This is a genomic window from Corynebacterium sp. HMSC074E01, from assembly GCF_001808885.1.
Taxonomy (GTDB): domain Bacteria; phylum Actinomycetota; class Actinomycetes; order Mycobacteriales; family Mycobacteriaceae; genus Corynebacterium.
In genome coordinates, this window is record NZ_KV794854.1 from 544,520 (window position 1) to 556,904 (window position 12,385).

Here is a 12,385-nt window from a genome sequence, read left to right on the forward strand (position 1 = left end):
AAAACGAAAAATTTTCACGGATAACAAAAATCCCCGCGAATTCACGCAGAAAAGCGAATTCGCGGGGCAACAGTGGCGGCCCTAAGACCTCAACGCTACAAGCGCCTCAGAACTTAGAACTGCTCGACGTCTACCAGGCCGAGCTTGGCAGCCTTAACCAGGCGGCGCGGAATGCGCACGGTCTGGCCATCGATGGTGACTTCCTGGAGGGCGACATTGTCAGCCTTCCACTGGGAACGGCGAGAGTGGGTGTTCGCGCGGGACTTCTTAAACTTAGGAGTTGCCATCTTCTTCTATCCTCCTTACGCGTTCTTCTTCTTGCGGCGAGCCATTGCACCGAAGCGCTGGTTGAACTTCTCAACACGGCCAGCGGTATCCATAACGCGCTGTGCACCGGTCCAGAACGGGTGGGACTCAGCAGTCACGTCAACGACGATGAGCGGGTACTCGTTGCCGTCTTCCCACTCAACGGTGCGATCGGAGGTAGCGGTGGACTTGGTCAGGAAGGAGTGGCCGGTACCGGCGTCCTTAAAGACCACCGGGTGGTAATCCGGGTGGATATCTTTCTTCATATGTCGATTCCCTCAGGGTTGAACTACGGGTCGGTTCCTTCCGCAACGCTTCCCTTTTCGTACTATCGCACACCGTCGCTATGACGGCACCCGATGGCATATGGGGGCGTGAAAGGATCGTGCCCGAGTTGGGTCTCTATACTTACAAAACTGTGCGGCTCGCGCCGACAACTCGAAATATCCTACAGGCCAGCGGCATTAAAATCGAAATCGCCGCAGGACGCAGCCCGCGGGGCTAGCTATAGGATTCCCTCTCCAACGCCCTCGCCTGCACCTTCACCATGGAACAGTCGTCGACTAGACACAGACAATAGGCGCCAAAGCCCGCCAATATTTCAACGGTGATTAGGTTCTACAGTCCGCGGCATGTAAGATTTCCCCTTGCTGTTGTCAAAGTAATCGTTTTACGCCCTCATCAACTGGTGTTCAACGGATATACGCCTCCTGCTCAACCTCACTTTTTCGAGCGCCGCGCCTCACCGCGGAATAGGCACTCCGTTAGTCGCTTTCGATGTGGGCGGCTAGGAGAAAGAAGACCCATGTCGGCTATTTGCCAGGTAACGGGCCGCAAGCCGGAATTCGGCAAGCAGGTCTCGCACTCGCACCGCCGCACCTCGCGCCGTTGGAACCCCAACGTGCAGCGTCGTCGGTACTACCTGCCCTCTGAGGGCCGTACCATCACCCTGACCGTTTCCACCAAGGGCATGAAGATCATCGACCGCGATGGCATCGAGTCCGTCGTGGCTAAGATTCGCGCACGTGGGGAGAAGATCTAAAGATGGCACGTAATGACATCCGTCCAATCATCAAACTGAAGTCCACTGCGGGCACCGGTTACACCTACGTGACCCGTAAGAACAAGCGCAACAACCCGGATCGCATCACCTTGAAGAAGTTCGATCCGATCGTCCGCAAGCACGTCGAATTCCGCGAGGAGCGATAATTTATGGCTAAGAAGTCAAAGATCGCCAAGAACGAGCAGCGCAAGGAAATCGTCGCCCGCTACGCGGAGCGTCGCGCTGAGCTCAAGGCAATCATCAAGAACCCGAACACCCCGGACGAAGAGCGCCTCGAGGCGCAGTTCGAGCTGAACCGTCAGCCGCGCGACGCCGCCCGCGTCCGCGTCCGTAACCGCGACTCCGCTGATGGACGTCCGCGCGGTTACCTCCGCAAGTTCGGTCTGTCCCGTGTCCGTATGCGCGGCATGGCTCACCGTGGTGAGCTGCCGGGCGTTCGCAAGTCCAGCTGGTAAAGGGGTACCCATACAATGGCTGTCAAGCGTAATAATCACAAGAAGTTCCGTATGGAGCAGACCCGCCGCCCGAAGAAGAACCCGCTCAAGGCCGAGGGCATTGAGAAGGTTGACTACAAGGAGATCAAGACCCTGCGTCTGTTCATCTCCGACCGCGGCAAGATCCGCTCCCGTCGCGTCACCGGTCTGACCCCGCAGCAGCAGCGTCAGGTTGCTACTGCCGTCAAGAACGCACGCGAAATGGCTCTCCTGCCGTTCACGTCCCGCTAAACACTAGCTGGTTTCAACAGCGCACTTTTGCCGCTGTACTCGTGACACACTAGGACAGGACAAAAGAGCTTTTAGCCGCCGCCTACCTCCCCTGCTAAAAAGGGGAAGGTAGGCGGCGGCTTTCGTTTTCCTACCAGCAACCTTGTGCGCCCGTATCCACCCTGTCATGTTCAGTGCGCCCGTCCAGAGTGATAGATTGAAGGGCTAGAACGCCCCTGATGGAAAGGGAAACAAGGACCTTATGCCACTGCACGAATCCCTCACCGATCTCAGTGAACTCGCCACCCATTGCCACTCCCCTGCCCATGCCCGTGGTCTGCTGGAGGAGGCACAGGACCTGCTGCGCAACGCCACGGCCCACCGCGGAGATGGAGTTGAGCTCGCTGCCTGGTTTTCTCGCGTGGTCACCGATATTGTCCGCTCTCCCGGTCTGGCAAGTCCCGTGCGGCTCACCGGCGCCGCTGCCCGCGGCGATCTTCTCCCCTCGCTCCCCATCACGTGGCTGGGCACAGACGAACAGCTGGAGCAGATCATCACTGAAGCCGGCCTATCCTGTGGTGCGGTGCAAGACCTAGCATCGACGCGTGCGGATGCCGGCCTTCCCTTAGGCACGGGCGGCGAGGAGGAACTCTATGCCGAGGCAGTGTCTCAGCGGCCGGCACCGCTGAAACTCGTCGACGGTCTCCCCGACCGCTCTGCCGACGTGTCCATTCGTCTCTCCTTGCTCGCACCGGTGTCTGCCATCGCCCGCTGGGCGGCGCCAGCACCCCGCCCCACTCCAGACCGCCTCGCCATTGGCGTCGAGCGTGAGCTTCTTACCTCCGCCGAAGCGGAGGGGCTGAGCTTAGCTTGGGGCACGGGCATCGCCCTAGAGTTGGGTCGGTGGTACGAGGGCGTCGATCAGCACAGCGTTGTGCTGGCTGATTTGCCGCCTTTGGACCGTACCGCCTACGGTTCGGCGTGCCGCACTGTCTCTGCTGCTATCGAATCCATCGTGGCTAGGCACGGTAGTGTGGTTAGCTGTAGTCAAAGCTAAGCCGTGACGATCGCCGTTCGCGGCGGGGTGTAGGATTACTGACTTGCCGTCAGTTATTACATGAATTTTATCGAAGGGAGTCCGCCTCATGGCAGGGAGCGTTGGCAGGCCACGGAAGAATAGCCCACGCCGCCGGGGAAACACCGCGCGCGAGGAAATCCTGGATGCTTCATCCGAGCTCTTCACCACCCAGGGCTTTGCTACAACCTCCACGCACCAGATTGCCGATGCCGTCGGCATTCGGCAGGCCTCGCTGTACTACCACTTTCCTTCGAAGACGGATATCTTCCTCACTCTGCTCAATTCCACCATCGAGCCTTCGCTGGAACTCGCGGATGAGCTCGCTGCCTCAGACGCTGCGCCGGCACAACGCTTGTGGTCTCTCGTAGCCGCAGAGTCCCGCCTGCTGTTGACCTCGGCGTGGAATGTAGGCCGCCTGTATCAACTGCCGGTGGCAAACTCTCCGGAATTCGGCGAGTATCACGACCAGCGTGACCGCTTGAAGGAGCATTTCCGCACTGCTGCCGCGGAGATTGTGGGAGAGGATGATCCGCGCCTCGAGCTGCCCTTCCACATCGCGCTTTCCGTCATCGAGATGCGCCCCAACGATGGCAACGCACCATTTGATGCTTCGCAGCGCGTGCCGGAGCAGTCTGCCATGCTTGCCGACGCCGCCCTCGCAGTCCTCGGCGCCACCCCGCCTGAGGACGCCGAAGCGACCACGTTGGAGCTGCTCAAGAACCGCAACGACTCTATTTCCTCCGCCGCCGCGGCCGCGGCAGATCGGAAGAAGTCGACCCGCTAGCGGCTGTGCCAGATGTCTTAGCGGCCGTGCCGGATGGCATAGTGCGCGAGGAAGGTCTTATAGGGCTTATACGCCTTTTCACCGTCTGCTCGGAGGCTGTCCACTAGGCGATCCATCTTGTGATTCGTCTTCTTTTCCGTCCACCCCAGCTCCTCGGCGATCTCGCGGACCGAAGGGATATCAGCATCGGTGGAGCCCGGCTTCTTGAGGTAGCTGGCTAGCAGGCGCAGCAACTCTTCTTGCTCATCATTGGGAACGTGGCGGGTGCGCGTGCGCTCCTCATCGACATCCTGCTCGCGCTTTGTACGGCGCGAGTAGTTGCTGTTTTCCACGTCGATGTACAGCTCATAGGGGCATTCGGGGGTCTCAAAGGTAATCCGCGACGGCCCCGGTGGTACGGCCGCTACTGAGCGCGGGCCCAAGTCGATGCGCGAAAACCCCGTGACACCGCGCAGCTCGATGCGCAGTGGGATATGGCTGCCCACGTTGCAAATCATCCAGCCCTGCCCGCCGTACCACAGCTGAAAGAGCTGGCGGTGCAGGCTGAGGTCCTCCTCGCCGACCCGGAAGTCACCGGCGCGGCCGACAATGATTTCTTGGCCTGGGGACATAACCATCACGCCGCCGATCAAATCATCAATGCGCAGCCGCGGCCCCTGAGGAGCATTCTGCGGTGGGAGTGGCTGTTGCTGGCTCATAGACACCTCCGGAGGGCTGGGAAACGTGCGCACATCGCCATCCATCCCGGCGAGGTGCCTTCAAACAGTGTCTTTCAGTGTAACGGCACTCACTTTAGTTCCGCTCGCTAAGTTACTCCCCCACCCCGCTGGCGCTAGGCCACGATAGCCCACGTCACCACGAAGATGAGAATGATGACAACGACGGTCACCGTAATGATGAGGGCGTTTGAATTGTCCTTCGCAGGCGGCCTGTGGTTTGCTCGCTGCGGCGTGGAACGGCGTTGCACGGTGGACCCTGGCATCGCCGGCGTCACCGGTGTAGAGGGTGAGACAGTCCCGGGGGACGCGATCGGGTTCGAGGGGGCGACGAAGCCAGTGGGCCTTGCCCGCTCCACGGACCCGAAGGACGCGGAGGGTTCCGGCCAGCGTTGGGAAGGTTGAGGATGCTGGCCAAACTGGCTCGGCTGCCCAGCTCTTCCGGCATTTCGCGGCTGCTCCGGCCGTGGTGAAGACTGCGGCGTGGGCGCGATACGCGGAGCATCGACGGCGGGTGCCGCCGCACGCTGGGTGGGGTGGGACTGGGAGACGTCTCCAAGCGCGGCAATGAAGTCCTGGGCCCGCGCATAGCGCTGCATGGGCACGCTGTTGAGCGCTTTGTTCAGTACGGTCTGTACTTCCGACACCACTCGGATTGTGTCCCCTGCCAGGAATTCGGCGAAGGCATCACTAGACAGATCCGGGATGCGCCGCTGCCCCTCCCACTCGCTGCGCGGCATCGTGTCCTTGAGGTGATGAAGAGTGAGCATCTCGAAGGCGATGAGCGCCAAGGAGTAGTCGTCCGCGCGCGCCGACATATCATCATCGCCATAAGCATTGCCGTTGTTCTCCGGGGCCAAGTATTTCTCAGTACCCACAATGTGACCGATTTTGGTCAGGCGAGATTGGCCTTCCTCAATGCTGATTCCGAAGTCACTTAGCACAGCCGGTGGCAAGCTGCCGGGGTTCTTGCGCAGCAGAATATTAGCGGGCTTGATGTCCCGATGCACCCACCCGGGATGCAACTCATGGTGCATATAATCCAGCGCCGAGGCAATTGGTTTGAGGTAATACACAACCTCAGCCACGCTAAAACCCCGGCCTTGGTGGGCCCGCTCACGGATAGCATGCCCCAGGGTTTTGCCATCGATGAAGGCCATGACCATCACGTCATCTCCGCGCGGGGTGGACTCCTTGGAATAAAACTGAACTACCCCTGGGTGGCTGCCGATCTTGGTGAGCGCCTTCATTTCATTATGGAAACGGGCGCGAGAAGCTTCATCACGGACATCATCCAACAGCACCTTGACGGCGAGCTCACGGGAAAGGTCCGGATCCGTGGCATGAAAGACCTGCCCCATGCCGCCTTCACCCAGCAGGTACACGTTGGTGTAGCGCTTCTGCTGGGTCAGCCATTGCACGAAGTAGGAATTAGTCACTGCCCCATTGGACCATATGCACTGGGCAGCATGATGTTGCCATGTCCCATCGCCCCCAAATGGAGGGTACTTAAGCGCGGTTCCGTCCGGTATTGCAAGGCCGGTTATGCTACGTGTTGTTCTCTACTGTTTTCCAAGGACCCTATGACGACCCCAGGATTTAGCACTAACTATCACGAGCATAAGACCCCTACACCGGTGTCGGGCCAGTCTCGACAGCCCCAATCGGAACAACGCAACCTCGTTCCGTTCATCTGCGCGATCGCAATTCTCATTGCGCTGGTGATTGCAGGCCTCGTGATCTGGTACGACGTCCGCTCCACCAGCCAACAAACGTCCAGCACCAGCGACACCTCAGAGCAGACAGCCCCGCAGGAGGAGGCAACCACCCCGGAGGACTCTCCTGCACAGAAAGATGGAAAAGCAGACGAGACAGAAGCACCGAGCGAGCAGGCTCCAGAAACATCAGTGAGCACCGGGGCTGCCGACGTCCCAGAGGGGCTCACTGCTGCCGGTTGGTCCGATTATCCTGAGGCACGCTGCCAACAGGGTGAGGATATGATCTTCGCCGCGCATGGCACCGATCCCGATTCACACATTGTGGTCTGTGAGAAACAGGACTCCCTCTTCTACCGCGGTGTCTGGTCCAGCGGCGCTGCCTTTGGCCCGGCGCGTGGTGAAGGTGATTCCTTCAGCGCCACGATTCTTGATCCAACCAGCAGGAAAGACACCGGCTCCGTGCTGAACATCCGCGGCACGGACTATGACATCGACGGCGAGGCCGGCGAATTCGAGGATTACTGGCCGCGCTAGCGCCTTAACATCGCTCGTGCTTCTTAAACTGCCCCCTGCTGGCATCCCGCATCGGGCCACTCGACCTCTGCGGTGGCCAGCTGTTTGACCACACGGCTCAGCATCTGCTGTGCTTCGCCATAATCGCCGGAAGGCGCTGCGGCATAGATCGCCACCGCCACCGTGTGCCCGCCTAGGGTGATTAATCCCATCTGGCGGGCTTCATAGGAGCCGTCCTCGGCCGGCCCCCAGCCGCCTTTCATCACCGCGCCCTCTAAAGTCCGGAGACCATAGTTCTGCGTGGGATCCGGCTGCCCCATGGCTGCAAGGATTGGATCCGCGCCTTCTTGGCACCCCAGCGCTGCGATGAATTCTGCCTGCTCGGACACCGACCACTGGGTTTGACCGAAGGCGCTGAAACCGGGGCGCGGTGGCGTAGCGGGGACCGTGGTTGTGCCAATGATGGCCTGGGTGGCTTGTGCGGCCTGTTCTCCCCCACCGAGGGCCTCCCAGAGAGAATCCGCCGCGGCGTTATCGGAATACGTGATTGCCCGGGATACAGTATCTGGGTCCGCCACCCCGGCGCGTTCGGCGGCGATGGCCAACGGGACTTTCACGGTGGACCACGCAGGCAGCGGGCCGGTGTTGCCGGCCGCTGCGACGGTTCCTGAGCCGGCCACCGCGATTCCGGTACCGGGGTTGTCTGCGGCGATGGCGTCGACGGCTTCCTGAAGGTCGGTAGCTTTAATCACGGTTGGTTCCTTGTCAAGGGCTGAGTCAGCGGCGGGTCCATCAGATACCTCTGCCCCGGAATCAGGCAGCGTGGGCTGTGGGCTGCTCGCCGGAGCGCTGGGCTCAGGTGTGGAGACATCACCAATGGTGCAGGCGCTTAGCGACGCCCCCGCGATCCCCACCAGCGCTGCTAGTACTGCCCTCCGGCGCCGCGGCTGTGCAGGGCTGTGACGTCGCTGTGCTACCTGTTTCATTGTTGACCGCCTAAGCATTAGAGGATGAGCACAACCGCGTTGTTGCCGCCGGTACAGGTGACAAATTCACCGTTATCGGAGCAATCCATGGTGTAGGTGATCTTGGTAACTGGGCTGAAAGCCTTAATGGTGGCATCAAACTCGTGGGTTTCCACGTAGTGCTTGACGTACTCATCGCGCACAACGTTGGCAAAGGACTCCGTCGTCACCACAGTTCCACGGTAGACGCTGTTGAAGTTGCCGCCCGGTTCGTTGTTGCGTGCGGCGTCGTTTGCCGGAATCGCCCCCTCAGGCAAGTCAGGGTGCTCGGGGCGCTTTGGTGACTGCGAGGTCGTCGTGGGCTGCTCTGTCGTCTTTTCAGAGCTCTCCGCGTTCGACTCTTCTTCCTGTGCGCTCTCGTTCTGCTCGGTGAGTTGCGCGGTGGTCAGGGGCGAGCCGGCTTGGGAATTTGAGTCGGCATGTTTGAAGAAAAAGATGTAGGCCAGCGCAGCCATAACGAGGACGACCGCCAGGATCAGCACGGCGATAAGCACAAATTTGCCAGAGTTAGAAGAGCTGCCGCTTCCGCCACCCTCCTGAGAATAGCCAGCGGGGTACCCTGCTGGCTGCTGGTTATACTGTCCGCTACCGTCCTGCGGTATTTGCTGGGACGAGAAGTGCTGCGTCTGGAATTGCTGTTGTTGGCCGTACTGGCCCGATGCGCCGGGGGCGACAAAGGGGTTCGAGTAATTGCGTTCTCCGGATTGCGCATAATTCTGATTGTTTCCCGTGTTCTGCGGGTAGCTCTGGGGCGGCAGGGGGCGCTGTTGCGTCGGCGGCGCTTCAAAATCCGCGGTTTCCGGGTGGGTATCTTTACGGGAAGGCTGCGGCTGGCCGCTATTTCCCTGCGGGTGCTGCGCGCCGAATCCATGGTTGCGATCTGAATCAGTCACCGAAGCCTCCGTAGATCTAGACGTTCTGGGTATGCCCTATAGGCGTTTTCTATCTTTCTTATCTTTGCACAGGTACTACGGTTGCGGTGAGGTTCGTGCATCGTTCTTCAGTCACGACGCCGTGTTTCCACGGCTTTTTCGATTCTGGTGGGGACTATTCCCACGAGTTTGCATCTCTGCCCGCGCGGGCAGCGGTAGAGGGTTTAGATTATTAGAGGTATCTCAATGCTCTATCTCCCCTGCGCACGGAAAGGTTGTTATTCTCCCAGCCATGACGTTTCCTACCGGCCCTTCGGGCACTCCGCCACACAATTCCGGTTCCTCCGGCTTCGGTTCTCCTGCTCCCGGGTTTGGCCGCCCCGGCACCCCCGGCGGTGCTAACGGCTCAAGCGGAAGTTTCGGTGCTCCGTCCGGCCCACCCAGCCCGTCTGGGCCACAACACTCCGGCCCGAGCAGTTCTCCGGGCGGGTTCGGCAACACTCCACCGTTTGGTGGGCAATCTGCTGGCCCCAGCTCGCAGCCTTTCGGCGGGAGTGCTCCAACTCCGCCGAGTCCGCCTCAACCCACCACGTACACCGCTCCAGAACCGCCGAAGGGCAAAGGTCGTTTCAGCGGTGCCATCGCCGCGCTGATTGCTCTACTCGTCATCCTGGCGGTCATTCTCGGCGTCGGTGCATGGTTTATCTGGGGACGCGAATCTTCCGACGCCAACCACACCGGTGCTTCCTCCGAACCGACCTCAACAGCTACGCTTCCGGGAACTCCTCTTGCCACCAGCGGCCGTATCGATACCGATCTGGAAGCAGACGGCGTGGTCATTGCCCGCACTTTCTTCCCGGATTCCTATGTCTCGCGCTCCGGCAGCACCAACATCGCTGATGTACAGCTGGCCGAAGGCCATAGCCAACTCAACGCGGTCTTTGGTTTCAGCGATGACCGGGAAAATACCGATGTTGCCAGCGCCACCGTTACCGTCAACGGTGCTGACGGTACTGAGTTGGCCTCCTTCGAGGTCCCGGCAGAGGAAGCCCTCGAGATGCCCATCAACATCGCAGACCACCAGGACCTGCGCTTTACTTTTACGTATAAGGACGCCAACGGCAATCCCGCGGACAACACTGGCTTCGCGGTGGCTTCCCTCCACGCGCAGTAGCGCCCCCGGCGGGCCTAAACGCAGTGGTGCCGAAGCTGCCCGAGTTGCCAAAGTTATAGCCGCTGACCGCGTTGGCGGCGCATAACTTCGTCGTTTAGGGCAGTAGTTTTCCTCTAGGGACAGCTCCCATGTATGCGAAAGCCGCCTCCCGTTCCCACGCAGTGACGCGCGCGAATGAAGACGGCGGCAGTGCGCTGCACACGGCAGCGCCACATTTACGCTCTAGTGGAAGAAGTGGCGAGTACCGGTGAAGTACATCGTCACCCCGGCCTTCTTGGCGGCCTCGATGACTTCCTCATCGCGGATGGAGCCACCTGGCTGCACCACGGCCTTCACGCCGGCTTCGAGGAGAACCTCAAGGCCATCGGCAAACGGGAAGAAAGCATCGGAAGCAGCGAAGGAACCTTCGGTGCGGTTGGCGCCGTCGGCCAGCGTGTTAGCGCGCTCCACCGCGAGCTTGGCGGAATCGACGCGGTTGACCTGACCCATGCCGACACCCACGGTGGCGTTGTCCTTGGCCAGCAGGATGGCGTTGGACTTCACCGCGCGCACGGAGCGCCAGGCGAATTCGAGCTGCGCCAAGTCAGACTCGTTCAGTGCTTCACCGGCAGCCAGCGTCCAGTTGGCCGGGTTATCGCCCTCTGCCTGGTAGGTATCCGGCTCTTGGGTGAGCATGCCACCGGAGATAAACTTAACTTCCTCCTTAGGCGCTTCATGCTCTGCCTGCAGCACGCGCAGGTTCTTCTTGGCCTTGAGAACCTCGATGGCGCCTTCCTCGTAGGACGGAGCCACAATAACCTCGGTGAAAATCTCCTTGACCTGCTCGGCCATCTCCACGGTGACCTCGCGGTTCACAGCGATGACTCCGCCAAAGGCAGACATCGGGTCGCAGGCGTGGGCCGCGCGGTGAGCAGCAGCAATCGACTCCTCAGACACCGCGATGCCGCACGGGTTGGCGTGCTTGATGATGGCCACGCACGGGCGCTCGTGATCCCAGGCGGCGCGCCAAGCGGCGTCCGCATCCTGGTAGTTGTTGTAGCTCATCTCCTTGCCGTTGAACTGCTTCGCATTGGCCAAACCAGTGGTGCCGATGCGGGTCACGGTCGCGGACTGGTGGGAGTTCTCGCCGTAGCGGAGCGGGGTGGTCACCTCGCCCTCGCTGAGCTGCTCGACGAACCATGCGGACACCGCAGCGTCGTAATCAGCGGTGTGCAGGAAAGCATCGCGGGCGAGGCCACGACGCTCTTCCAAGGTGAAGCCGCCGTTGGCCACAGCGTCAGCCACATCGCCGTAGCGGGCTGGATCCACGACCACAGCAACAGACGGGTGGTTCTTGGCAGCCGCACGCACCATGGACGGTCCGCCGATATCGATCTGCTCCACGCAGCCATCAAAGTCTGCGCCGGAAGCCACAGTCTCGCGGAAGGGGTACAGGTTAACCACGACGAGCTGGAAGGGCTCTACCTCCAGCTCCTCCAACTGCTTCAGGTGGTCCTCCTTGCGGGTATCCGCGAGGATTCCTGCGTGCACGCGCGGGTGCAGGGTCTTCACGCGGCCTTCGAGGCACTCCGGGAAGCCGGTGAGCTTCTCGACGGGCGTGACATCAATGCCCAAGTCCGCGATCTTCTTCGCGGTGGAACCGGTGGAAACAATCTCCACGCCAGCGTTATCAAGTGACCGGGCAAGGTCTTCCAGACCGGTCTTGTCATAAACACTAATTAGCGCGCGCTTGATGTTCTTAGGATCTTCGCTCATGGTACGGGGACTTAAGCCTTCCTTGCGGTAATGAGATAGTTAGAGCTGAATGCTGAGTTCCTCGCCCTTTACGCGCGTGGCGCGAAGGACGGCAACGATGAGTTCTCTTTCGACCACTTTGATGCGCTCGTGCAAACTGGCCTCATCATCCTCTGGCAGGACCCGGACGGGTTCCTGGGCAATGATGGAGCCGGTATCGACACCCGCATCAACGAAATGGACAGTCGAGCCTGTGACCTTGGCGCCATAAGCCAGCGCATCGCGCACGCCATGCGCGCCTTTGAAGGCAGGCAAGAGCGCAGGATGAGTATTGATGGTGCGACCTTCGAAGCGATCCAGAAAATCCTTCCCCAGGATCTTCATAAACCCTGCTGAAACAACAACGCCTGGTTGCGCAGTATCCACTGCAGCAACCAGACGCTTATTCCATTCGGTGCGGTCAGCACCCATCTCTACAACCTCGGTGGCGATTCCCGCCGCCTGTGCACGCTCAATGCCTTGGCAGGGCACGTCCGCGATGACTTTCACAACGCTGTAGTGCTCATCCTGGCCATCCAAGATGGCCTGCAATAAAGAGCCGGTTCCAGAAACCAGAACCACAACGTTGAGGCGGGCAGTAGCAACGGGCTGATGCGGTGTAGTCACGCGCTACAGCCTAGCCGCTACCGCCGCGAACC

16 protein-coding genes are annotated in these 12,385 nt (G+C 60.4%); 8 read left to right on the top strand and 8 right to left on the bottom strand.

Annotated elements, in window-relative coordinates; all coding sequences use genetic code 11:
* Window positions 1-113 precede the first annotated feature (113 nt).
* Window positions 114-287 carry a 50S ribosomal protein L32 gene (gene rpmF, locus HMPREF2537_RS11905; RefSeq protein ID WP_010187615.1) on the bottom strand — a complete coding sequence of 58 codons (174 nt, stop codon included), beginning with the start codon at window positions 285-287 and terminating at the stop codon, window positions 114-116.
* A 15-nt stretch (window positions 288-302) separates the two neighbouring features.
* The gene (locus HMPREF2537_RS11910; RefSeq protein ID WP_005530151.1) at window positions 303-572 is read right to left on the bottom strand and encodes a type B 50S ribosomal protein L31; all 270 of its coding nucleotides are present in this window, start codon (window positions 570-572) and stop codon (window positions 303-305) included.
* 539 nt (window positions 573-1,111) lie between these two features.
* On the opposite strand from HMPREF2537_RS11910, the gene rpmB reads away from it, so the two are divergent.
* From rpmB to HMPREF2537_RS11940, 6 genes are all read left to right on the top strand, one after another.
* Window positions 1,112-1,348 carry a 50S ribosomal protein L28 gene (gene rpmB / locus HMPREF2537_RS11915; RefSeq protein ID WP_010187623.1) on the top strand — a complete coding sequence of 79 codons (237 nt, stop codon included), beginning with the start codon at window positions 1,112-1,114 and terminating at the stop codon, window positions 1,346-1,348.
* Between the two features lie 2 nt (window positions 1,349-1,350).
* A complete protein-coding gene (gene rpmG, locus HMPREF2537_RS11920) occupies window positions 1,351-1,515 on the top strand; it encodes a 50S ribosomal protein L33 (protein ID WP_010187624.1) in 165 nt (54 codons plus the stop codon).
* A 3-nt stretch (window positions 1,516-1,518) separates the two neighbouring features.
* Complete coding sequence (rpsN, locus tag HMPREF2537_RS11925) at window positions 1,519-1,824, top strand: 30S ribosomal protein S14 (RefSeq protein WP_010187625.1); 306 nt, start codon at window positions 1,519-1,521, stop codon at window positions 1,822-1,824.
* A 15-nt stretch (window positions 1,825-1,839) separates the two neighbouring features.
* Window positions 1,840-2,094 (top strand): 30S ribosomal protein S18, encoded by a 255-nt coding sequence (rpsR, locus tag HMPREF2537_RS11930; RefSeq protein WP_010187626.1) that lies wholly within the window; start codon window positions 1,840-1,842, stop codon window positions 2,092-2,094.
* Between the two features lie 241 nt (window positions 2,095-2,335).
* A complete protein-coding gene (locus tag HMPREF2537_RS11935; RefSeq protein ID WP_070529356.1) occupies window positions 2,336-3,130 on the top strand; it encodes a hypothetical protein in 795 nt (264 codons plus the stop codon).
* Between the two features lie 88 nt (window positions 3,131-3,218).
* The gene (locus HMPREF2537_RS11940) at window positions 3,219-3,935 is read left to right on the top strand and encodes a TetR/AcrR family transcriptional regulator (RefSeq protein ID WP_070529358.1); all 717 of its coding nucleotides are present in this window, start codon (window positions 3,219-3,221) and stop codon (window positions 3,933-3,935) included.
* A 17-nt stretch (window positions 3,936-3,952) separates the two neighbouring features.
* Here HMPREF2537_RS11940 and HMPREF2537_RS11945 read toward each other — a convergent pair whose 3' ends face one another.
* Both HMPREF2537_RS11945 and HMPREF2537_RS11950 read right to left on the bottom strand, forming a co-directional pair.
* On the bottom strand, window positions 3,953-4,633 hold the full coding sequence (locus HMPREF2537_RS11945) for a DNA-binding response regulator (RefSeq protein ID WP_246818785.1): 681 nt from the start codon (window positions 4,631-4,633) through the stop codon (window positions 3,953-3,955).
* A gap of 134 nt (window positions 4,634-4,767) precedes the next feature.
* Entirely contained in the window at window positions 4,768-6,090 is a 1,323-nt protein-coding gene (locus HMPREF2537_RS11950) for a serine/threonine protein kinase (protein ID WP_070529362.1), read from the bottom strand.
* Window positions 6,091-6,234: 144 nt separating this feature from the next.
* On the opposite strand from HMPREF2537_RS11950, the gene HMPREF2537_RS11955 reads away from it, so the two are divergent.
* The gene (locus tag HMPREF2537_RS11955) at window positions 6,235-6,903 is read left to right on the top strand and encodes a hypothetical protein (RefSeq protein WP_070529364.1); all 669 of its coding nucleotides are present in this window, start codon (window positions 6,235-6,237) and stop codon (window positions 6,901-6,903) included.
* Between the two features lie 23 nt (window positions 6,904-6,926).
* Here the strand turns inward: HMPREF2537_RS11955 and HMPREF2537_RS11960 are convergent, their stop codons facing one another.
* Together HMPREF2537_RS11960 and HMPREF2537_RS11965 are read right to left on the bottom strand one after the other, a co-directional pair.
* Entirely contained in the window at window positions 6,927-7,868 is a 942-nt protein-coding gene (locus HMPREF2537_RS11960) for a serine hydrolase (protein WP_246820327.1), read from the bottom strand.
* Window positions 7,869-7,885: 17 nt separating this feature from the next.
* Complete coding sequence (locus HMPREF2537_RS11965) at window positions 7,886-8,800, bottom strand: hypothetical protein (protein WP_070529368.1); 915 nt, start codon at window positions 8,798-8,800, stop codon at window positions 7,886-7,888.
* 271 nt (window positions 8,801-9,071) lie between these two features.
* Here HMPREF2537_RS11965 and HMPREF2537_RS11970 point away from each other — a divergent pair, with 271 nt between their 5' ends.
* Window positions 9,072-9,953, top strand: a complete 882-nt coding sequence (locus tag HMPREF2537_RS11970; RefSeq protein WP_070529370.1) for a flagellar basal body-associated FliL family protein — start codon at window positions 9,072-9,074, stop codon at window positions 9,951-9,953.
* 222 nt (window positions 9,954-10,175) lie between these two features.
* On the opposite strand, the gene purH is transcribed toward HMPREF2537_RS11970, so the two are convergent.
* Together purH and purN are read right to left on the bottom strand one after the other, a co-directional pair.
* Window positions 10,176-11,708, bottom strand: coding sequence for a bifunctional phosphoribosylaminoimidazolecarboxamide formyltransferase/IMP cyclohydrolase (gene purH / locus HMPREF2537_RS11975; RefSeq protein ID WP_070529372.1), 1,533 nt, complete (start codon window positions 11,706-11,708; stop codon window positions 10,176-10,178).
* 39 nt (window positions 11,709-11,747) lie between these two features.
* Window positions 11,748-12,353: a phosphoribosylglycinamide formyltransferase gene (gene purN / locus HMPREF2537_RS11980; protein WP_070529374.1), complete on the bottom strand. Its 606-nt coding sequence runs from the start codon at window positions 12,351-12,353 to the stop codon at window positions 11,748-11,750.
* Window positions 12,354-12,385: the final 32 nt, after the last annotated feature.